Below are 22,127 nucleotides of genomic sequence, written 5' to 3'. Positions count from 1 at the left end.
ACTACCGGGGGCCAGCAGATGGCCGGCACCAAGCATAAGAAAGCGGCGCCCAAGGGCGCCGCTTTCTGTAGAGCTCAACGGCAGGCGGAGTTACTTCGCCGCAACGGCAGGTGCCCTCGGCCTTCATCATCGTGTGCCGGGCAGCCTTGAATGGACTGCCTTCGTACCCGTTGAGCCAACGAACCCTGCCGCGAACCGCGCCCAACAAAAAGGCGGCGCCCTGCGGGCGCCGCCTTCCATGGAGCATGGCGCAGGGTCGGCTCAGTCGATCAACGCCGCCTCGCGCTGCCGGAACACCGATACCGCCTGGTTAAGTGCGCCTGCCTGCGACTGCAGTTCACGTGCCGCTGCAGTGGCCTCTTCCACCAGGGCCGCGTTCTGCTGCGTGGCCTGGTCCATCTGCACCACCGTCTGGTTGATCTGCTCGATACCGGAGGACTGCTCCTGCGATGCCGCCGAGATCTCGCGCATCAGGTGGCTTACGTTCTCCACGCCGCCGACGATGCCCTGCATGCGCTGTCCGGCATCGGCCACCAACTGGGCGCCCTCGCCGACCTGACGACCTGCCTCGTCGATGAGGACCTTGATCTCCTGGGCGGCGGCGGCCGATCGCTGCGCCAGCACACGGACCTCGCTGGCGACGACCGCGAACCCGCGCCCCTGCTCGCCGGCACGTGCCGCTTCGACCGCTGCGTTGAGCGCCAGGATGTTGGTCTGGAAGGCAATGCCGTCGATCACGCCGGTAATGTCGCCGATCCGCTTCGACGCGCCTTCGATGGCCTGCATGGTGTCGACCACCCGCTGCATGGCGTGGTTGCCATCACTTGCCGCGCCCTGGGTGGAGGCGGCCAGCTCACTGGCCTGTCGCGCGTGCGCTGCATTCTGGCGCACGGTGGCGGTCAGTTCTTCCATGGAAGCGGCCGTTTCCTGCAGATGCGCAGCCTGTCGTTCGCTGCGCTCGGACAGGGCACCGTTGCCGGCGGCGATCTCGCTGGCGGCCGTGCTGATGGTGGTGGCGCAGTGCTGGATGTGGCCGACCATGCGTGCCAACTGGCTCGCGGTGGCGTTGGCGTCGCGCTGGATGGCGGCGAATGCGCCGTGATACTCGCCCTGCATGCGGCGATCGAGATCGCCGTTGGCCATCGCCGAGAGCATCTGCCGCACTTCGTCGACCGTGCTGCCCAGAGTATCCAGCAACTGGTTGATGCCACCGGTCAGGCCGTCGAGGAAGCTGGCGCCCTCGCTCGCCTGCAGGCGCTGTTCGAGATCACCGTGTGCGGCGGCATCGACAATCCCGGCAACGGCATTCTCCAGCGTCAGCTCATGGGTGCGGTCATGCCATTCCACCGCGAAGCCCAGCCGCGCGCCCTGTGCATCGAACACCGGGGTGACCACCTGGGCGAAATGCACCGGCCCGATCCGTACCTTGCCGTGATGTGTCACCTGCAGCCCGTTGAGGATGCCGCGGATGCGGTCCGGGTTGGCATGGAAACGATGGATGCTGCTGCCGACCAGCCGCTCGGCGTCGAAATCGGGGAACGCCTGGCGCAGCGTGGCCTGCTGGTTGCGCAGCAGCGCCACCACCGAACGGTTGACGTAGCGGATGACGTGATCGTTGTCGGCAATCATCATCGCCGTGCGCGAGGCGTCCAGTGCCTGGCGGATCTGCGCGTTCTCGGCGTGCGCCTCGGCCTCGCGGCCGCGCTGCGCCTGCACGTGGCGCGCGGTATCGGCCAACGCGTGGGCCAGTGAGCCGGGTGCGTAGCTGCGTGCATCGCTGTGTGCACCGAGGTCGGCGCCCGTGGCGATGTCACGTGCCAATGCGGCCAGGCGGTGCGGTCCGTGACCCAGCGCTTCACTCTGCTGGCGCAGGCGTGCGGCGGTCTGGCCCAGCACCAGCGTCAGCGCCGCCAGGGCAGTGGCATTCAAAAGCGGTGGCAGCACGGCCGCTCCGTCCAGCAACGGCGCCAGCACTGCAGTGACGCCAATGGCGCCGGCCAGCCACAACGGCAGGCGGTCACGCTGGGTGAGCAGCACGCCCAGCAGCAGTGCAGTCGGCAACGCGGCATTCAATCCGCCGATATGGCAGAGCAGGCTCAACTGCAGGGACAGCACTACCGCCAGGCCGTTGCGGGCGATGGCCTGGCCGGCCTGGCGCCAGCCCAGCCAGGCGGCTGGCAGTACCGCGGCGGCAACGGCGCTGGCGGCGGGCAGCGACGTACCGCGCACGGCCAGCACAAGGCCAATCGCTGCGAATACCACGCTGCCCAGCAGCAGGCGACGATCGCCCCGCTGTGCCAGCTGTTGCAGATAAGGGGGACGGCCCTGGTCGGGGGGGCGGGAGGACGCAATGGACATCGGCAACTCCTGGATCAACGGACGGCAGCGACCCTGCAACGCCCAGCGCGGAGGAGCGCAACGACGGCACGGTCGGGAAATTCGGAAAATGCGGCGCAGGCAGCGACGCGGAGGACAGACACCGTGACCACATCCTGTGGATGACGGTGCAGCAGACGGGACATGCGGTCTTCCTTGCAGAACCAGGAACAAGCCGCAGGCACAAAGGGCCTGCGTGCTGTGGGCGCAGGGGCCCACTACCGTTCTATCGGCCGCAGTGGCGCAGAGTGAAGTCCGCGCAGCCGACGATGGTCAGCGCGCGTTGCTGTTTCCGCTCAGGAATGCATCGATGACCGCGGCAACCTGTGCCGGGTGTTCCATGTGCAGATGATGATTGCCGGGGAATACCGCCAAGCGGCCATCACGCAGGTGCTGCAGGCGCTCGCTGCGCATCGGCTCGGGATAGTACGACTGCGCAGGCGTGGCGTAGATCACCTGGGTCGGGCAGCTGATGGCCTGCAGCAGGTTGTCGATCTGGCCTTCGCTGAGGCGGATTGCGGTGGGCAGCATCAGGCGCGGATCGCTGCACCAGCGATAGCCGCCATCGACCGGCTCGACACCACGTTCGACCAGCAGGCGTGCGCAGCCTTCGCTGAGCTGGTTGGTCATCATCCGCGCGCGGATCGGTGCGGCCAGATCGGGGAACACGCGCAGCTGCTTGCGTGCGAGTGCTCGGGTGGCATCGACGTGTTCGCGCAGACGGCTGGCGGTGTCCTCTTCCGGCCCACGCAGGCCGCCGAGCGCCTCGATGGCGACCAGGCGTTCGATGCGATCACTGACCGCCGCAGTGAGGCTGGCGATGCCGGCACCCATCGAATGGCCCATCAGGGTGAACCGGTCCCAGCCCAGCGCGTCGGCGACATCGAGTACATGGGTGATCGCCGCTGGCGTGGTGTACACCGCACCAGTGGGCAGATGTGCGCTGTGGCCGTGTCCGGGCAGGTCGATCGCCACCAGGTCCAGTTGCGGCAGATGCGGCGCCAGCGGCACGAAGCTGGCCGCATTGTCGAGCCAGCCGTGCAGGGCCAGCACGCGCGGTCCGTCGCCCGCACGGCGCAGGCCGGCAACGCGTACGCCCGCGATCTGCAGTTCAAACGGCTGCAGGGTCATGCCAGCGAGGCCACGGCCAGCCGTGCCAGTGCACGGGCGTGTTCCGGTTCAGCGTTGAGGCAGGGGATGTAGCGCATCTGTGCGCCGCGTTCGGCCAGCGTCTCGGTGAAGCCCATCGCGACTTCTTCCAGCGTTTCCAGGCAGTCGGTGGCAAAGCCGGGGCAGACCACGTCGATCTGTTTCACCCCTGCCTCTGCCAGCTCCCACAGGCTGGGTTCGGCGTAGGGCTGCAGCCAGCGTTCGCGGCCGAAGCGCGACTGGTAACCCATCTGCCAGTCATCCGCGCCCAGGCCGAGCGCCGCGGCGATCGCGCGTGCACTGGCCTCGCAGCGCTGCGGATAGGGATCGCCGGCATCGGCAAGGCGCTGCGGAATGCCATGGAAGGAGAACATCAGCTTCTGGCCGCGACCGTGCTGCTGCCAATAGCGCTGGATCGAGCCGGCGACGGCCGCAACCCAGTCCGGATCAATCGAATAATCCTGCACCAGGCTGACGGTGATCTGCGGGTTCCTGCGCTGCCACGCATCCACGCGGTCTTCGACCGAGGCGGTGGTGGTGGTCGAATACTGCGGATACAGCGGCAACACCACGATGCGGCGCACGCCCTCGGCGGCCAGCCGATCCAGTTCGGTGGTCAGTGCCGGTTCGCCGTAGCGCATCGCGTGGCGTACGCGCAGCGTCGGCAGCAGGGCCTGCATCGCCTGCGCCAACTGGCGGGTGTGGACCATCAGCGGCGAGCCGTCCGGCAGCCACACCTGGGCGTACTTGGCGGCCGAACGGCCACTGCGCAGCGGCAGGATCAGGCCGCGCAGCAGGGGCTGCCACAGCAGTGCCGGTAGGGCGACCACGCGCGGGTCGGACAGGAATTCGGCCAGGTAACGACGAACAGCGGGAGCCGTCGGCGTCTCGGGCGTGCCTAGGTTGACCGCCAATACGGCGGTATCGGGTGCGTCGAGCATGGGCGCTATTGTCGCCGATTCCATCGTCACGTCGGTATGCAGGGTTTGGATCGTTGTCATCGATGAGACTGATACAGGCAGGCAACGCTCATTGGGGATTCATCACAACACTACTAATTTCAGTCACTTGCTATATCTTCCTATGGACTGACTTCTGGAGCCTGCCATGCGTCGCCCGATCCAAGCCCTGCTGATCGCCGCCAGCCTGCTGTCCAGCCAGGCCATGGCCGGACCGCAGGAAGACCAGCGCGCCCGCAACGCGGTGCGTGTACTGGCTGAAATCCAGGGAATCCCTGAACAGGGCATTCCGGACAAATTGCTCGACGAAGGCCGCGCGGTCATCGTCATTCCCGACACGATCAAGGCCGGTCTGGTGATCGGCGGACGCCGTGGCCACGGCTTGATGTCGGTGCGCATGCCCAACGGTGCGTGGTCCAACCCGGTATTCATCAAGCTCACCGGCGGCAGCATCGGCTTCCAGGCCGGTGTGCAGTCCTCTGACGTGGTGCTGGTGTTCCGCAACGACCGCAGCCTGGACAACCTCGTCAACGGCAAGTTCACCCTCGGCGCCGATGCCGGTGTGGCCGCCGGTCCGGTGGGCCGCAATGCCGCCGCCGCCACCGATGGCCAGTTGAAGGCTGAGATCTGGTCGTGGTCGCGCGCCCGTGGCCTGTTCGCAGGCGTCGCCCTGGATGGTGCGATCCTGCAGATCGACGATGCCGCCAATCTCGACGCCTACGGCAGCAACACCACGCCGCGGATGATCTTCGAGGGACGCGCGGCGGGCTCGCCGTCAATGGATGTGGTCGCTTTCCGTGATCGCCTGGAAGAGGCGACCTACGCGGCGCGCAACAACCGCAACGGTGGCAATGACGCACCGCGTCCGGCCGCCGCTGCAGCGCCCGCCCCGGCGCCTGTTCAGGCAGCACCTGCGGCACCGGTTGAAGCGACCACGGCGCCGCTGCAGGCCGTGCCGCAGACCCCGCCGCCGGCCCAGCAGGGTTTCCAGCCGGTCAATGACGGTGAAATCCGCACTGAAACGCTGGGCAACAACTGACTTTCGTCACGCGCGCCGGCTTACAGCCGGTGCGCTATGCTCGGCAATCTGATCACTAACGTAACGAGCGACTTATGGGCAGTTTCAGCATCTGGCATTGGTTGGTCGTACTCGCCATCGTCCTGCTGGTGTTCGGCACCAAGCGCCTGACCAGTGGTGCCAAGGATCTCGGCTCGGCGGTCAAGGAATTCAAGAAGGGCATGCACGACGAAGACAAGCCGAACGCAAAGTTGGGCGACGAGTCGCGCAGCCAGGACGCCGCGCGCGCCGCGCAGGACGAGCACGACCGCAACGCACGTTGATCCGGAGCGGTTGCGGTGTTTGATATCGGCTTCAGCGAACTGCTGGTGATCGCGGTGGTCGCCCTGGTGGTGCTCGGACCTGAGCGCCTGCCCAAGGCGGCCCGCTTCGCCGGGCTGTGGGTACGCCGCGCGCGTAATCAATGGGATTCGGTCAAGCAGGAACTGGAACGCGAACTGCAGGCCGAAGACATCAAGCGGCAGATGCAGGACGTGCGCCAGGGCATGCAGGACACCGAGAACCAGCTGCGTGCCAGCGGCGAAGCCGTGCGCCGCGAAGCCGAGCAGATGCAACAGCACAGCGACACGCTGGCGCAGCAGGTGCGTGCACCGGCCCCGGCCGAACAGCCCCCCCATCTGGTGGACGCGACCGCGCCGGTAGTGGCTTCGCCTGAAGGTGCTGCCAATGCGGCCACCCCTGCCGAACCTGCGGGCGATACCGTTGCTGACACCGCGGCCGAAACACCCGCCCGCACGGAGCGCCCGTCATGAGCGAACACGACTTCGGCGAAAGTTCGCTGGTGGAACACCTGGTTGAACTGCGCGCGCGCCTGGTGCGTGCGTTGCTTGGCCTGGGCGTGGTTCTGCTGGGCCTGCTGCCGTTCACTCAGAAGCTCTACAACGCATTGGCCGAGCCGCTGATCTCGCAGTTGCCCAACGGGCAGACGATGATCGCCACCAACCCGGCCGGCGCCTTCTTCGCGCCGTTGAAGCTGACGTTCTTCGTGGCTCTGTTCGTGGCCGTGCCGTGGCTGCTGTACCAGCTGTGGGCCTTCGTCGCGCCGGGCCTGTATGCACGCGAGAAGCGCCTGGCGATGCCGTTGCTGGTCTCGTCGGTGCTGCTGTTCTATACCGGCTGCGCCTTCGCCTATTTCCTGGTGCTGCCGGCGGTCTTCCACTTCCTCACTACCTTCAGCCCCGAAGTGATCGCGATCACGCCGGATGCGAACGCCTACCTGGATTTCGTGCTGGCGATCTTCTTCGCCTTCGGCGGCAGTTTCGAACTGCCGGTGGCGATGGTGATCCTGGTGCTGCTGGGCTGGATCACGCCGCAGCAGTTCAAGGAAGGGCGCGGCTACGCGATCGTCGGCATCTTCGTGCTCGCTGCGATCCTGACCCCGCCGGATGTGGTGTCGCAGCTGATGCTGGCGATCCCGATGTGCCTGCTGTACGAGCTGGGCATCCACGCCGCGCGCTGGCTGGTGCCGTCTTCGGCGGTCAAGAAGCCTGCGGCCTGATTCTCCCGGTAGCGCCGGGCCATGCCCGGCGTTCGTGGGGCGAGGTGATATCCATCCGCCGGGCATGGCCCGGCGCTACCGTTGAGCCCGGCTCAGGCGTGGAAGACGTCGTTGGCAGGCGGCGACTGCGGCACCGGCGGTGCGCCGCGGCTGCCGCGATGCACGAACATCTGCTTCCAGGCCGCATAGACCGCGCCGACATACAGCGGCATCAGCACCGTGGTGAACACCAGCTGCGCAATGAATGCCGCCGCCAATGGGCCGCCGATCAGCATGCCCAGCTGGACCACGATCACGAACAGCACATAGACGCAGAACGCGGCGATCAGGCCGAGCACGGTGAACACGGCGGTGGCGCCGATGTTCTCGATGCAGCCCTGCAGGCTCAGGCGCAGCGCGTGCATGCCGCTCTGGCGGTCGAACACCACCAGTGCCGGCTGGGTGAACATCGCCAGGGTCAGGGCCACGGCGGTACAGAACACCAGCAGCATCCACAGCGCGATGCGCTGCGCCGGCAGGTTGGCGACCAGTTCGGCGGCGGTTTCCGGGCTGATCTGCTGCCCGCTGCGGCCGAGTTCCTGCATCTTGGTCATGGTGTCGCTGAAGGCGGTGAAGCCCTCGCGGCCGATCATCAGGTACAGCAGCGCGCCGAGCAGAAGCACGGCCAGCACCTGGATCGCCAGCGGCACCAGCAGGTGGCTGACACGGCGGTCGCGGATCGGCTGCAGCAGATGGGTGGCCAGGCCGGGACGGCCCTGGTCGATCTCACCCATGGCGTACAGCATGCCGCCGAACATCACCGGTGAGATCACCAGCGTCATCATCTGCAGGGCCAGGCCGGCGGTGCCGGGCAGCATCGTCCCCAGCAGGGTGACCACCCAGTTCACCAGCAGCCAGGTCAGGCCGATCCGGGCCAGCTGCAGCGGCGCACGCCGATACAGCGAGAACGTATCCAGCAACCACTGGGCGCCCGCCGAGGCTGGCAGCTTGCGAATCTCTTTCATGGACATCCGGGGAGGGACAGGAGGGGCCGGGCGGTGTGCCCGTGCCGCCGATTATCCCTGTTTTGCCACCGGCTGGGCTGAAGACAGCCGGGCCTGGCGGACAAAGCGCCGCAACAGCTGGCGGGCCAGCGGGGCGGCGCTCACCGCGCGCTCGATGCTGCGCGCACAACCACCATGTCGGCCGATGCAGTCGGCGCGCGCGCGCACGTAGCCACGCATGTGGTGGGTGGCGAATTCCGGATGGAACTGCACGCCCCAGGCCTGGCGGCCCCAGCGGAAGGCGTGGCAGCCATCCAGCGGCGAGCGTGCCAGCACGGCGGCACCTTCAGGCACGCGCAGCACGGTCTGCAGATGGGTGGCGTGGGCCGGGAAGTGGCTCGGCAGGCCTTGGAACAAGGGGTCCTGCGCGGCCTGCGGGTCCAGTGCCAGTTCAATCGTTCCCGATTCGCGCCCGGCGGGGTTGTAGGCCACTTCGCCGCCCAGCGCGTGGGCCAGCAGCTGGTGGCCGTAGCAGATGCCGAACACCGGCACGTTGTCGTGCGCGGTCTGTCGCAGCCAGGCGGCACTGCGCTCGCTCCATTCGGCGTGGTCGGTGACGAATGCGGCCGAGCCGGTCACCAGCACGCCGGCGAAGTTGCGTGGATCGGGCAGGTCGGCGCCATGCTCGACGTCGACCACGACGGTCTCGTGTTCTTCCAGGCCGGCGGCCACCCGGATCCAGTGCGGAAAGCGCCCGTAGCGGCGCAGCGACGGCACGGGGCGGCCGGTTTCAAGGATCAGGAAGGGCGCTGGATTCATCCGGGGGAGGCAGTACGGACAGGACTTCCTCGATTGTAGTCAGCCCCTGTGCCACCTTTTCAAGCCCGGCCTGGCGCAGGGTTCGCACGCCTTCAGCACGCGCGGCGCGGTTGAAACCGGCCAGATCCATGTCCGCACGGATCAGCCCGCGCAGGCGCGAGCCCAATGGCAGCAACTCATACAGGCCGATGCGGCCGAGGAATCCGGTGCGCCGGCACTCCAGGCAGCCGACCGGCCGACAGGGCGTGGCGGCATCTGGATATGCAGCTTCGCTATCAGCCAACACCGCCCAATCGGCCCTGCCGAGGGTGTGCGGCTGCTTGCAGTGCGGGCACAGGGTGCGCACCAGGCGCTGGGCGAGGATGCCGTTGACGGTGGATGACAGCAGGTAATGCGGCACGCCCAGGTCGAGCAGGCGGGTGATGGCCGAGGGCGCATCGTTGGTGTGCAGGGTGGACAGCACCAGGTGGCCGGTGAGCGAGGCCTGCACCGCCATCTGCGCGGTTTCCAGGTCGCGGATTTCGCCGATCATGATGATGTCCGGGTCCTGCCGCAGCAGGGTGCGCACACCGCTGGCGAAGTCCAGGTCGATGTTGGTCTGCACCTGCATCTGGTTGAATTCCGGCGCGATCATCTCGATCGGGTCTTCCACCGTGCACACGTTGACGTCCGGCGTGGCCAGCCGCTTCAGGGTGGAATACAGGGTGGTGGTCTTGCCCGAACCGGTCGGGCCGGTGACCAGCACGATGCCGTGCGGGCGCTCGACCAGGGCGGTCCAGCCGGCTGCTTCCTGCGGGCTGAAGCCCAGCTGGTCGATGCTCTTGAAGGCGGCTTCCGGGTCGAAGATGCGCATCACGCACTTCTCGCCGAAGGCAGTCGGCATGGTCGACAGGCGCATTTCCACTTCACGGCCGCCGGGCGAGCGGGTCTTGATGCGGCCATCCTGCGGGCGCCGGCGCTCGGCCAGGTCCATGCGTCCCAGCACCTTGATGCGGCTGACCACGACGGTCATCACCGCCGGCGGCACTTCGAACACCTTGTGCAGCACGCCGTCGATGCGGAAGCGCATGCGGCCCATGTCGCGGCGTGGCTCCAGGTGGATGTCCGACGCGCGCTGTTCGTAGGCGTACTGCAGCAGCCAGTCGACGATGTGCACGATGTGCTGGTCGTCGGCATTGACGTCGCCGGTACGGCCCAGTTCGACCAGCTGCTCGAAGCTGGGCAGGGTGGTGTTGGCCTCGCCACGCACGTCGCCACGGGCTCCGCGCACCGAGCGGGTGACGCCGAAGAACTCCATGGTGTAACGGTGCAGGTCGAGCGGATTGACCACCGCCAGCTCGATGCGCAGCCGGGTCAGGTGCTGCAGGTCGCGCAGCCATTCCTGTGCCAGCGGCTCGCTGGTGGCCACCAGCACGCGTTCGCCATCCACCGCCAGCGGCAGGAAGCGATGGCGGCGCGCGTAGGCGTGCGAGGCCACGGCGGTGACCGAAGCGACGTCGACCCGGGTTGGATCGATGCGCAGGTAGCGGCTGCCGGTGCGCTGGGCCAGCCACTCGGTGAGGCGTTCCAGATTGAGGTCGCCGCCGTCGCTTGCGGCCAGCTTGAGGTTGGACAGCAGCACCAGCGGATGTACTTCACTGGCATTGCGGGCGCCCTGCGCGGAAAAACGGATGCGCTCGCGCTCGTGCGCAGCCACCACGCCATCGGCCAGCAGGGCCGCCGCAACCTGTTCGAACTGCAGGCGACCGGGCGGCAACGGCACCGCACCAGGCTCGCCGGGCGTGCCCGAGGGCAGCCGATGTTCCATCCACCTGCTCCTTCCGGGTACGGAATGCCCCGCAGGTCGGCCGTTATACTAGCGCACCCCTTTGCCGGCCAAGACTCGTCCGCATGTCCGCGACCCCGACCGTTCCGATCACCTTCCAGGGCCTGATCCAGACCCTGAACCAGTTCTGGGCCCAGCAGGGCTGCGTGCTCATCCAGCCGCTCGACCTGGAGGTGGGCGCCGGTACCTTCCACCCGGCCACCTTCCTGCGTGCGATCGGTCCGGAAACCTGGAACGCGGCCTACGTGCAGCCCTCGCGGCGCCCGACCGATGGCCGCTACGGCGAGAACCCGAACCGCCTGCAGCGCTACTACCAGTACCAGGTGGCGATGAAGCCGGCACCGGACAACATCCAGCAGCTGTACCTGGATTCGCTGAAGGCGGTGGGCATCGATCCGCTGGTGCACGACCTGCGTTTCGTCGAGGACAACTGGGAATCGCCGACGCTGGGCGCCTGGGGCCTGGGCTGGGAAGTCTGGCTCAACGGCATGGAGGTGACCCAGTTCACCTACTTCCAGCAGGCCGGTGGCCTGGAATGCCGGCCGGTGCTGGGCGAGATCACCTACGGTCTCGAGCGCCTGTGCATGTACCTGCAGAACTGCGACAACGTCTACGACCTGGTGTGGACCTACGGCCCGGACGGGCAGCCAGTGACCTACGGCGACGTCTATCACCAGAACGAGGTGGAGCAGAGCACCTACAACTTCGAATACGCCGACGTGGAAGAAATGTTCCACCGCTTCGACGCCTGCGAGCGTGAAGCGCAGAAGCTGGTGGAAGTGAACCTGCCGCTGCCGGCCTACGAGCAGGTGATGAAGGCCAGCCACACCTTCAACCTGCTGGATGCGCGCCGTGCGATCAGCGTGACCGAACGCCAGCGCTACATCCTGCGCGTGCGCGCGCTGGCGCAGGCGGTGGCCAAGGCCTACTACGAGCAGCGCGAGAAGCTGGGCTTCCCGGGCGCGAAGAAGGCCTGACGGCTCGTTCTCCCATCACGCGTTTCACCTACTACCCCAGGGGCGCCGGCCGCGTCGCGCGCTGCGCCCCCACCACAGGATCGAACCGATGAGCCACTTGTCTCCCCTGCTGATTGAACTGGGCACCGAAGAGTTGCCGGTCAAGGCGCTGCCGGGCCTGGCCCAGGCCTTCTTCGACGGTGTTGTCGATGGCCTGCGCAAGCGCGGCGTCGAACTGGAACTGGGCGATGCACGCCCGCTGTCGACCCCGCGCCGCCTGGCCGTGCTGCTGCCGGGCGTTGGCCTGGAACAGCCGGAACAGCACAGCGAAGTGCTGGGCCCGTACCTGAACATCGCGCTGGACGCCGAAGGTCAGCCGACCAAGGCGCTGCAGGGGTTCGCGGCCAAGGCCGGGATCGACTGGACCGCGCTGGAGAAGACCACCGACAACAAGGGTGAGCGCTTCGTGCACCGTGCGGTGACTCCGGGCGCGCGCACCGCTGCGCTGCTGCCGGAAATCCTGCGCGAGGCCATCGCCGGCATGCCGATTCCCAAGCCGATGCGCTGGGGCGACCACAGCTGGGGCTTCGCCCGCCCGGTGCACTGGCTGGTGCTGTTGCACGGCGGTGATGTGGTGGAGGCCGACCTGTTCGGCCTGAAGGCCGACCGCATGAGCCGCGGCCACCGCTTCCTGCACGACAAGACCGTGTGGCTGACCCAGCCGCAGGACTATGTCGAATCGCTGCGAGCTGCCTTCGTGCTGGTCGATCCGGCCGAGCGCCGCCAGCGCATCGTTGCCGAGGTTGAAGCCGCTGCAGCTACCGCCGGTGGCAGCGCGCGCATCACCGAGGACAACCTGGAGCAGGTGGTGAACCTGGTCGAGTGGCCGTCGGCGGTGCTGTGCAGCTTCGAGCGCGCGTTCCTGGCGGTACCGCAGGAAGCGCTGATCGAGACGATGGAGATCAACCAGAAGTTCTTCCCGGTGCTGGATGACGGCGGCAAGCTGACCGAGAAGTTCATCGGCATCGCCAACATCGAGTCCAGGGACGTGGCCGAAGTGGCCAAGGGCTACGAGCGCGTGATCCGCCCGCGCTTCGCCGATGCCAAGTTCTTCTTCGACGAAGACCTGAAGCAGGGCCTGGAGGCGATGGGCGAGGGCCTGAAGACGGTGACCTACCAGGCCAAGCTGGGCAGCGTGGCCGACAAGGTCGCGCGCGTGGCGGCGCTGGCCGAGGTGATCGCAACGCAGGTGGGGGCTGACCCGGTGCTGGCCAAGCGTGCAGCGCAGCTGGCCAAGAACGACCTGCAGTCGCGCATGGTCAACGAATTCCCGGAACTGCAGGGCATCGCCGGCCGCCACTACGCGGTGGTCGGTGGCGAGTCGCCGGAGGTGGCGCTGGCCATCGACGAGGCCTACCAGCCGCGCTTCGGTGGCGATGACATCGCGCTGTCGCCGCTGGGCAAGGTGCTGGCGATCGCCGAGCGTGTGGACACCCTGGCCGGCGGTTTCGCCGCGGGCCTGAAGCCGACCGGCAACAAGGACCCGTTCGCCCTGCGCCGCAACGCGCTGGGCCTGGCCCGCACGATCATCGAAAGCGGCTTCGAGCTGGACCTGCGCGCGCTGCTGGCCAGCGCCAATGCCGGGCTGGCCGCGCGCAACGTGCAGGCCGACGTGGCTGAGCTGTACGACTTCATCCTCGACCGCCTGAAGGGCTATTACAGCGACAAGGGCGTGCCGGCCAGCCACTTCAACGCGGTGGCCGAGCTGAAGCCGGCCTCGCTGTACGACTTCGACCGCCGCCTGGATGCGATCGGGATCTTCGCCGCGCTGCCGGAAGCCGAGGCGCTGGCAGCGGCCAACAAGCGCATCCGCAACATCCTGCGCAAGGCCGAAGGCGATATTCCGGGCCAGATCGATGCGGCCCTGCTGCAGGAAGATGCCGAGCGCGCGCTGGCCGAAGCTGTGACTGCCGCCATCGACGATACCGGCGCCAGCCTGCACCAGAAGGACTACGTGGCCGTGCTGGCGCGCCTGGCCCGCCTGCGTCCGCAGGTCGATGCGTTCTTCGACGGGGTGATGGTCAATGCCGAGGATCCGGCTCTGCGGGGCAACCGCCTGGCGCTGTTGACGATGCTGGGTGAGCGCCTGGGCAAGGTCGCGGCGATCGAGCATCTGTCGAGCTGATGGGTAGCCGCCCATCCACGCATGGCGTGGATCTACTGGGTAGTGCCGGCCACTGGCCGGCATCGCACACGATGCCGGCGTCCGCGCATGCGGCCGCGATGATCGCCACAAAGGCGCGTATTTTGACCGCCACTTAACAACCGATCCCGAAACACGTGATGCATTTCGCATCGTCACCTTCGGTCGGTATGCTGTGCCGCATGCAGCCAACGAAATACGCCCTGCCGCTGATGGTCCTCTCGCTTTGCGCCACTTCCGTGGCCCATGCGCGCGGCACCATCGACAAGGTGGACATCAAGGGATTGGACAAGGGCGACGACGCCGCGATCATCGAGAACATCCAGGAATCGCTGTCGTTGTTCGACACGATCGGCAAGGAGCAGGGCGAGTCGCGCCTGGAATACCTGCTGTCGCAGGCCGAGCGGCAGACCCGCCAGGCGCTGGAGCCGTTCGGGTACTACAACCCGGTGATCAAGGTCGAGGCGCCGCGGCAGGACGAGCACGTCACCGTGCTGATCCATGTCGACAAGGGCCCGCCGGTGCTGGTGCGCCGCGAGCATATCGACATCACCGGTCCGGCGATGTACGACCAGTACCTGCAGGACGACCTGACCGCATTCAAGCCCCGCAAGGGCCAGCGCTTCGAACATACCCAGTACGAAGCCAGCAAGATCACCGTGACCCGGCGCCTGGCCGAGCGTGGCTACTTCGACGCCGACTACACCCAGCGCCAGGTGCAGATCACCCGCGCGGACAACGCTGCCGACATCGACCTGACCTGGGACAGCGGCCGCCGCTACAACATGGGCCCGGTGACCTTCGAGCAGAACTACTTCGACGACAAGCTGTTCGACCCGCTGGTGTACTGGGACCAGGGCAGCTATTTCCACGAAGGCAAGCTGGACCGCCTGCGCGAGTCGCTGACCAAGCTCGATTATTTCAGCGTGATCGACATCCAGCCGCGCCCGGACCAGGCCGATGAAAACGGCGAGGTGCCGGTCGATGTGAAGCTGACGCGGGCCAAGCGCAGCATCTACTCCTACGGTCTCAGCTACGGCAGCGAAAGTGGCGCCGGTGTGCGCGGTGGCCTTGAACGGCGCTTCCTGAACAGCCGTGGCCACAAGATGAACACCCAGCTGGACTATGCGCAGAAGCGCAAGAGCCTGATCACCAGCTACCGCATCCCGGCGTTCAACTGGCTTGATGGCTGGTACACCTTCGCTGCCAGCGCCTACGACGAGCAGACCGACTACATCGATCTGCGCAACTTCAAGCTGATCGCCAGCCGCAGCGGCGAGATCAACGAGAACTGGACCGCCATCGCCTCGATCAACGCGCTGCGCGAACGCTGGCGCTATGCCTCGGGCACCGAATTCACCGATGCGGTCTACAACACGTCCACGCTGGTCTATCCGCAGATCGTGGCTGATTACGTGAAGGTGGACGACGAGCTGTTCCCGCGCAGCGGCATCAGCGGCACAGCGACGGTACGTGCCGGCGTCGAAGGCGTCGGTTCGGATACCAGCTTCGTGCAGGCCAATGCGGTGCTGCGCTGGTACATCCCGGTGGGACCAACCAACCGCCTGATCCTGCGCGGCGAAGGCGGCACCACCTGGACCAGTGACCTGGTGGCGATGCCGCCCAGCCTGCGCTACTTCGCCGGTGGCGACCGCAGCATCCGCGGCTATGCCTACCGTGAGGTCGGCCCGCGTACGCCTAGACCCGACAAGTACGCGCTGGGTGCCAAGCACCTGGTGGTCGGTTCGGCCGAATACGAGCATTACTTCAATGGCGGCCCGTGGGGTGCGGCGGTATTCGTCGATACCGGCAGCGCCTTCGATACCAATATCGATCTGCATACCGGCGTCGGCTTCGGCGTGCGCTGGAAATCGCCGGTGGGCCCGGTGCGGGTCGATATCGCGCATGGCCTGAACAACCCTGATTCGCAGTTCCAGCTGTACCTCAACATCGGAGCGGACCTGTGAGCACGCCCGCACCGACCCCGTCGCCGAACACCCCGCCGCGGCGCGTGCGCTTCTACCGCCGTCGCCGTTTCTGGGCATGGTCCGGCGCGGGCGTGGTCGGCCTGGTGCTGGTTGCCCTGCTGGCCGTGTACTGGCTGCTGCAGACGGTGGCCGGCCGCGATGTACTGCTGGCGCAGGTGGTGGCACGCCTGCCGGTGGGTGCCAGCTTCACCTGGGACAAGGTCGATGGCCCGGTGGCCGGACCGTTGACCCTGTACAACGTGGACTTCCGCTACGACGACATCCATTTCCACGCCGAGCGCGCGCACCTGGAGCCGGACCTGCGCCCGCTGCTGGGCCGCAAGCTGCTGCTGGACAAGCTGGAACTGACCAACGCCACGCTCAACCTGGCCAAGAGCGACGAGCCGTTCAAGCTGCCTTCGTGGCCCGATTCACTGCCGCAGATCGAAATGCCGCTGGCGATCCAGGCCGATGTGATCGCCATCGACAGTTTCCGCATCAGCCAGGCCAACGAGCCGGTGATCGACATCAGCCGCGTGCGTGGTGGCATCGAGATCGCCAACGGCGAGTTCCAGGCGCGCAAGCTGGTCGTGGACAGCGACATGGGCAATTTCACTGCCCAGGGCCGCTACATCCCGGCCAAGGATTACGACACCGACGTTACCGTCACTGCAGTGCTGCCGGCACCGCGCGGTCGGACTGCGGCCACGGTCGGCCTGGTCGCACGTGGTGATCTGGCGCATATGGAAGTGGCGCTGGCCGGTCGCGCGCCGAAGCCGCTGCACGCGATGCTGGTGTTCGATGGCCGCACCGATCCGACCTGGAACGCGACCGTGCGCAGCGACGAGCTGGATCTGGCGCTGTTGTCGCCGGCGCTGGCGAGCTCGGCCATCGCGCCGCTGGCATTGGATTTCACGGCCTCCGGCAAGGGTGGCAACGCCAACCTGCAGGGCCGGGTGAAGCAGGGTGAGCAGGAACTGGAGCTGGCGCCGTCGGTGGTGTCGCTGCAGGACCAGGTGCTGAAGGTCTCACCGCTGGTGGTCAAGGGCCTGGGCGGCGAAGCACGCCTGGAAGGTACTGCCGATTTCAGCGAAGAAGACCAGCAGAAGCTGAACTTCTCGGTGATCGCGCAGGACCTGACCTGGGTGCCGGCACCGGACCCGAACACCGCCGGCAGTTCGCCGGTGCCGGTAACGCTGAAGGAAGCGCGCTTTGGCCTGGCCGGTACCTTGAAGGCGTGGGCGGCGATCGGCCGTGCCGATGTCGAGCGCGAAAAGCAGAAGGCGCAGCTGCGCTTCGATGTGCGTGGCAACGATCAGGCTGCGGAGATCCGCGAACTGCAGGCGCAGACCCCGGGTGGCCAGCTGCAGGTGGAAGGCAAGGTGGCATGGGCACCGCAGCTGGACTGGGATGCCAAGGCCACGCTGAAGGATTTCGACCCGGGCTACTTCGCGCCGGGTTGGGATGGTCGTCTGTCCGGCAATCTCGCGTCCAAGGGCCGCCAGCTGCCGCCGCCGGCCAATGCGCCGCCGGGCACCGCGGGCACGCTGGAGGCCACGGTGGACCTGCCCTCGCTGAAGGGCACCCTGCGCCAGCGCAACGTGGATGCACAAGGCAAGTTCGCCCTGCAGGGTGAGCAGGGCCAGGGTGAACTGAAACTGGCCGTCGGCAGCAGCCGGGTGACCGCCTCGGGCAAGGTCGGCGACCGCCTGGACATCGATGCGCGCTTCGAACCGCTGCAGCTGAGCGATCTGCTGCCCGGCGCCGACGGTGGCCTGCGTGGCCAGGTGCAGGTGAAAGGCCCGCGCGATGCGCCGGACATCACCGCCGATCTGGTCGGCAACAATCTCAACTGGGACGGTTACGGCGCTGAAAGCCTGAGCATCAAGGGCCGGCTGCCGTGGCGTGGTGATAGTGGCACGCTGGCGATTCAGGGCCAGCAGGTCAACGCCGGCATGCTGCTGGAACGCTTGAACATCGATGCGCAGGGCAGTGTCTCCAACCTGCGCCTGGCCGCGCAGACCCGCAACGAGCTGGGCGCGATCGAGCTGCAGGGCAGCGTGCGCCAGCAGGGCGAGCAATGGCGTGGCGAACTGGCCGCGCTGCGCATCGCACCGGTGAAGGGCGATGCGTGGGCACTGCGTGCGCCTGCGGCATTCGCGATCAACGGCAGCAACTACACGCTGGGCGAAACCTGCCTGGGCGCCGCGACCGGGGGCGCCCTGTGTGCGCACGCCAACTGGCCACGCGAAGGGCTGGTGGTGCGCGGCGATGCGTTGCCGTTGGCGCTGGTGCAGCCGTGGTTGCCCCCGCAGTCCGGCCGGCGCATCTACCTGCGTGGCGAACTCAACCTGGACGCGCAGATCCGTCCGCGTGGCAACGCGTGGGAAGGGCATGTGGAAGTGCGTTCGGCCGAAGGCGGCGTACGCCTGGGCGAGAACCGCAACACCAGCGTGGCCGATGCCAACCGTGGCGAGCTGGTGCGCTATGACCAGTTCTCGTTGAAGCTGGACATGACCCCGGCCAGCATCAAGGGCTACCTGGGCATGGGCTTCCAGGGCAACGGCTTCGTCGATGCCAAGATGCAGACCGGTTGGGAACCAAGTGCGCCGCTCAACGGCGAGCTCTACCTCAACATGTCGCGCCTGTACTGGCTGGAACTGTTCTCGCCGGACGTGGTGCGCCCGACCGGCCTGATCGAAGGCCACGTGAGCCTGCGCGGCACCCGCGGCCAGCCCTCGCTGGGCGGTGATGCGCAGCTGAGCAACTTCAAGGGCGAGTTCCCGGCGCTGGGCCTCACCTTCGACCAGGGCAAGGGCAGCTTCGTCGCTCAGCCTGATGGCTCGGCCAAGATCACCGCGCAGGCCAATTCGGGCAAGGGCACGCTGTATGTCGACGGCGGCCTGTCCTGGTTCGGCGATGCACAGCCGCTGCAGCTGAAGATCCACGGCGAGAACGTGCTGCTGTCCAACACCAGCGAACTGCGCATCATCGCCAATCCCAACCTGGACTTCACCCTGGCCAAGGCCGCGATGGAGCTGCGCGGAACGGTGCACGTGCCCGAGGCCGACATCGATCTGGAGCGCCTGGACCGTGGCACCTCGGTGTCCGAAGACGTGGTGGTGCTGGACCCGGCCGATCCGGAAGAGTCGCGCACCTCGCCGCTGGACATGGAGCTGACCGTCAGCCTGGGCGACAAGGTCAAGATGACCGGCTTCGGCCTGAAGGGCGCGCTGACCGGCAAGATGCAGGTCTGGGCCAAGCCCGGCCGCGAGATGACCGCCAACGGCGGCCTGGAAGTCAGTGGCCGCTACAAGGCCTATGGCCAGGACCTGACCATCACCCGCGGCAACCTCAACTGGAACTACAACGCGGTGTCCGACCCGCGCATCAACATCCGCGCCGAGCGCCGGATCGGTGATGTCACCGCCGGCATCGACGTGACCGGGCGCGCACAGCAGCCACGTGCCGATGTCTGGTCCGATCCGGCGATGTCGCAGTCCGAAGCGCTGGGTTACCTGGTGCTGGGGCGCAGCCTGACCGGTGCCAGCAGTGACCAGACCCAGCAGGTGAACGCCGCATCGGCCGCGCTGTCGGCGGGCAGCGGGCTGCTGGCTTCGCAGCTGGGTGCCAAGCTCGGCCTGGACGATGCCGGCGTCAGCCAGTCGCGCGCGCTGGGCGGTTCGGTGATCGGTGTGGGCAAGTACATTTCGCCCAAGCTGTACGTGGGCTACGGCGTATCGCTGGTTGGTGCCGGTTCGGTGATCACGCTGAAGTACCTGCTGCGCCGCGGCTTCGACATCGAAGTGGAATCGAGCACGGTGGAAAACCGTGGCTCGCTGAACTGGCGGCGGGAAAAATAACCCGCCGCGACATCCCTGTAGAGCCGAGCCATGCTCGGCTTCCGCGCGCAGCGCGGACTGACGGAAGAGCAGCCGAGCATGGGCTCGGCTCTACCTGTCAGGCCCCCAACCATCGGCCGTTGCCCCATCCGGCCCCAGCGGCTATGGTCCCGGGCTGTTCTGTCGTACCGGATTGCCTCATGTCGCCACGCAAAGCCCTCCCCACCGCCCTGGCCCTGGGCCTGACCCTCGCCGCCGGCGCCCACGCCGATGAAGGCATGTGGATGCCGACCCAGCTGCCGGAGCTGGCCAAGCCTCTGCAGGCGGCCGGTTTCAAGGGCAACCCGGCCGATCTGGCCAACGTGACTGCGCCGCCGCTGAGTGCGGTGGTGCGTGCCGGTGGTGGCACCGGCTCGTTCGTCTCGGCCGACGGCCTGCTGCTGACCAACCACCACGTGGCGATGGGCGTGATCCAGTACAACAGCTCGCCCGAGCACAACTTCATCAACGACGGCTTCATCGCCAAGGGCCGCGCCGACGAGCGCCCGGCCAATCCGGACTTCCGCGTGCTGGTCACCGTCGGCTTCGACAAGGTGACCGACCAGGTGCTGGCACAGGCCAAGGGCAAGACCGGCCGCGCGTACTTCGACGCGGTGGATGCGGCCAGCAAGCAGATCGTGGCCGAGTGCGAGAAGGACGGCAGCGTGCGCTGCTCGGTGGCCAACATGTATTACGGCACCGACTTCTACCGCATCGCCCAGCTGGAACTGAGCGACGTGCGCCTGGTCTATGCGCCGCCGCGCGCGATCGGCAACTACGGCGATGAGATCGACAATTTCATGTGGCCGCGCCACACCGGCGACTTCACCCTGCTGCGCGCCTACGTGGGCAAGGACGGCAAGCCGGCCGCCTACAGCAAGGACAACGTGCCCTACCAGGCCCCGGCGCACCTGCAGATGTCGGTGGAAGGCCCGAAGGAGGGTGACTACGCGATGCTGGCCGGTTACCCGGGCATCACCTACCGCCATCGCACCGCCGCCGAATTCGCGGGCCAGATCGATACCGTGCTGCCGCGCCGGGTGTCGGTGTTCCAGCAGATGATCGATACCATCGAGGCCGCCAGCGCCAAGGATGCGCAGGCGCGTACCCGCTACGCCTCGCAGCTGCAGTCGCTGAAGAACAACCGCAAGCGTGCCGCCGGTGAGCTTGAAGGCCTGCTGCGCAGCGACGCCAAGGCGCAGCGTGCAGCCGACGAGCAGGCGATGCTGGCCGCCACCGACCGCAAGTACCAGGGCGACATCAAGGCATTGCTGACCAACCTGTCGCAGGGTGCGGCCGTGGGCGAGCGTGACCTGCTGCTGGAGCAGATGGCCGGCCAGAGCCAGCTGCTGCGCTCGGCGCTGCTGCTGGAACGCCTGCGCATCGAATCGGCCAAGCCGGACGCGCAGCGCGAGACCGGCTACCAGCAACGCGACCAGGCGATGATCGAGGGCGTGCTGAAGCAGGTACAGCGTCGCTATGCACCCGAGGTCGAGAAGGCGCTGCTGACCACCCTGCTGACCCGCTACCAGCAGTTGCCGGATGCGCAGCGCGTGGCCGAGTTCGACACGGCGTTCGGCCGTACCCCGGCACAGCTGGCGCAGGCGCTGGACACGCTGTATGCCGGCACCCAGCTGGGTGACGAAGCGCAGCGCCTGTCCCGTTTCGCCGCTGCCCGCGAAGGCAAGGCGCTGGCCGCCGATCCGCTGATTGCCGTGGCCGGCCCGCTGGTGGCCGCGCAGCTGCGCATCGAGAACGAGAGCAAGACCCGCGAAGGCGAACAGCTGCGCCTGCGCCCGGCCTACATGCAGGCCTTGTTCGCCTGGCGTGCCAAGCAGGGCCGTGCGGTGTACCCGGATGCCAACCGCACGCTGCGCATCAGCTACGGCAAGGTGGAAGCGCTGCACCCGCGCGATGGCGTGACCTACTCGCCGGTGACCACCGTGGCCGGCATCGTCGAGAAGAACACCAACGCCTATCCGTTCGATGCACCCAAGCCGTTGCTGGCCGCGATTGCCAAGGGCGACTTCGGCAGCACTGCCGATCCCGCGCTGAAGACGCAGACGGTCAACTTCCTGACCAACCTGGACACCACCGGCGGCAACTCCGGCTCGCCGGTGCTCAACGCCAAGGGCGAACTGATCGGCCTGAACTTCGACAGCAACTGGGAGTCGGTCAGTGCCAGCTGGTGGTTCGACCCCCGCTACAAGCGCGCCGTGCACGTGGACATGCGCTACCTGCGCTGGCTGCTGGCCAAGGTCTACCCGGCGCCCGAGCTGCTGAAGGAAATGGGCGTTCCGGCGGAATAAGGCCGGTACCCGGCAGGTGCCCACCGTTTCCTGGTGGGTGCCCACCATCTGCCAGTGGGTGCCCACCTTTTCCCAGTGGCTGTCCACCTTTTCCTCCGGTGGGTGCCCACCGTTGGTGGGCACG

General features: G+C 67.2%; 15 protein-coding genes. 9 read left to right on the top strand and 6 right to left on the bottom strand.

The genetic code is table 11. The features are described 5' to 3' along the window. Nucleotides 1-261 precede the first annotated feature (261 nt). From AC13GI_RS07675 to hemH, 3 genes are all read right to left on the bottom strand, one after another. On the bottom strand, nucleotides 262-2,358 hold the full coding sequence (locus tag AC13GI_RS07675; protein ID WP_482995971.1) for a methyl-accepting chemotaxis protein: 2,097 nt from the start codon (nucleotides 2,356-2,358) through the stop codon (nucleotides 262-264). Between the two features lie 291 nt (nucleotides 2,359-2,649). Further along, nucleotides 2,650-3,507, bottom strand: a complete 858-nt coding sequence (locus tag AC13GI_RS07670) for an alpha/beta fold hydrolase (RefSeq protein WP_099819947.1) — start codon at nucleotides 3,505-3,507, stop codon at nucleotides 2,650-2,652. Then, on the bottom strand, nucleotides 3,504-4,466 hold the full coding sequence (gene hemH / locus AC13GI_RS07665; RefSeq protein ID WP_099819946.1) for a ferrochelatase: 963 nt from the start codon (nucleotides 4,464-4,466) through the stop codon (nucleotides 3,504-3,506). Before hemH ends, AC13GI_RS07670 begins: the two co-directional genes overlap by 4 nt. Before the next feature lie 166 nt (nucleotides 4,467-4,632). Between hemH and AC13GI_RS07660 the strand changes: the two genes are divergently transcribed. The 4 genes from AC13GI_RS07660 to tatC all read left to right on the top strand — a co-directional run bounded on the left by AC13GI_RS07660 (nucleotide 4,633) and on the right by tatC (nucleotide 7,060). After that, on the top strand, nucleotides 4,633-5,523 hold the full coding sequence (locus tag AC13GI_RS07660; RefSeq protein WP_099819945.1) for a lipid-binding SYLF domain-containing protein: 891 nt from the start codon (nucleotides 4,633-4,635) through the stop codon (nucleotides 5,521-5,523). 74 nt (nucleotides 5,524-5,597) lie between these two features. After that, nucleotides 5,598-5,825, top strand: coding sequence for a Sec-independent protein translocase subunit TatA (gene tatA, locus AC13GI_RS07655; RefSeq protein WP_482995970.1), 228 nt, complete (start codon nucleotides 5,598-5,600; stop codon nucleotides 5,823-5,825). Nucleotides 5,826-5,840: 15 nt separating this feature from the next. Continuing rightward, a complete protein-coding gene (tatB, locus tag AC13GI_RS07650; protein WP_482995969.1) occupies nucleotides 5,841-6,314 on the top strand; it encodes a Sec-independent protein translocase protein TatB in 474 nt (157 codons plus the stop codon). Next, a complete protein-coding gene (tatC, locus tag AC13GI_RS07645) occupies nucleotides 6,311-7,060 on the top strand; it encodes a twin-arginine translocase subunit TatC (RefSeq protein WP_176022400.1) in 750 nt (249 codons plus the stop codon). The genes tatB and tatC overlap by 4 nt, the downstream gene beginning before the upstream one ends. Before the next feature lie 92 nt (nucleotides 7,061-7,152). Here the strand turns inward: tatC and AC13GI_RS07640 are convergent, their stop codons facing one another. Genes AC13GI_RS07640 through AC13GI_RS07630 form a run of 3 tightly spaced genes read right to left on the bottom strand, consistent with a single transcriptional unit; the run spans nucleotide 7,153 to nucleotide 10,669 of the window. Continuing rightward, the gene (locus tag AC13GI_RS07640; RefSeq protein WP_089237918.1) at nucleotides 7,153-8,064 is read right to left on the bottom strand and encodes a BPSS1780 family membrane protein; all 912 of its coding nucleotides are present in this window, start codon (nucleotides 8,062-8,064) and stop codon (nucleotides 7,153-7,155) included. 51 nt (nucleotides 8,065-8,115) lie between these two features. Next, nucleotides 8,116-8,862, bottom strand: coding sequence for a glutamine amidotransferase (locus tag AC13GI_RS07635; RefSeq protein WP_375068743.1), 747 nt, complete (start codon nucleotides 8,860-8,862; stop codon nucleotides 8,116-8,118). Then, the gene (locus AC13GI_RS07630; RefSeq protein ID WP_482995968.1) at nucleotides 8,834-10,669 is read right to left on the bottom strand and encodes a GspE/PulE family protein; all 1,836 of its coding nucleotides are present in this window, start codon (nucleotides 10,667-10,669) and stop codon (nucleotides 8,834-8,836) included. The genes AC13GI_RS07635 and AC13GI_RS07630 overlap by 29 nt, the downstream gene beginning before the upstream one ends. A gap of 83 nt (nucleotides 10,670-10,752) precedes the next feature. Between AC13GI_RS07630 and glyQ the strand changes: the two genes are divergently transcribed. The 5 genes from glyQ (at nucleotide 10,753) to AC13GI_RS07605 (ending at nucleotide 22,003) form a co-directional block, all read left to right on the top strand. Continuing rightward, nucleotides 10,753-11,664, top strand: a complete 912-nt coding sequence (gene glyQ / locus AC13GI_RS07625) for a glycine--tRNA ligase subunit alpha (RefSeq protein ID WP_025878768.1) — start codon at nucleotides 10,753-10,755, stop codon at nucleotides 11,662-11,664. An 88-nt stretch (nucleotides 11,665-11,752) separates the two neighbouring features. Further along, the gene (gene glyS, locus AC13GI_RS07620) at nucleotides 11,753-13,828 is read left to right on the top strand and encodes a glycine--tRNA ligase subunit beta (RefSeq protein ID WP_482995967.1); all 2,076 of its coding nucleotides are present in this window, start codon (nucleotides 11,753-11,755) and stop codon (nucleotides 13,826-13,828) included. A gap of 188 nt (nucleotides 13,829-14,016) precedes the next feature. Next, complete coding sequence (locus AC13GI_RS07615) at nucleotides 14,017-15,813, top strand: autotransporter assembly complex protein TamA (RefSeq protein ID WP_165378667.1); 1,797 nt, start codon at nucleotides 14,017-14,019, stop codon at nucleotides 15,811-15,813. Next, nucleotides 15,810-19,676, top strand: a complete 3,867-nt coding sequence (locus AC13GI_RS07610) for a translocation/assembly module TamB domain-containing protein (RefSeq protein ID WP_482995966.1) — start codon at nucleotides 15,810-15,812, stop codon at nucleotides 19,674-19,676. Before AC13GI_RS07615 ends, AC13GI_RS07610 begins: the two co-directional genes overlap by 4 nt. Nucleotides 19,677-19,855: 179 nt before the next feature. Further along, nucleotides 19,856-22,003 (top strand): S46 family peptidase, encoded by a 2,148-nt coding sequence (locus AC13GI_RS07605; RefSeq protein WP_482995965.1) that lies wholly within the window; start codon nucleotides 19,856-19,858, stop codon nucleotides 22,001-22,003. Nucleotides 22,004-22,127 lie beyond the last annotated feature (124 nt).

The sequence above is a fragment of the Stenotrophomonas sp. 82F1 genome (genome assembly GCF_056861525.1).
This window is presented reverse-complemented; position numbering and strand designations above follow the sequence as displayed.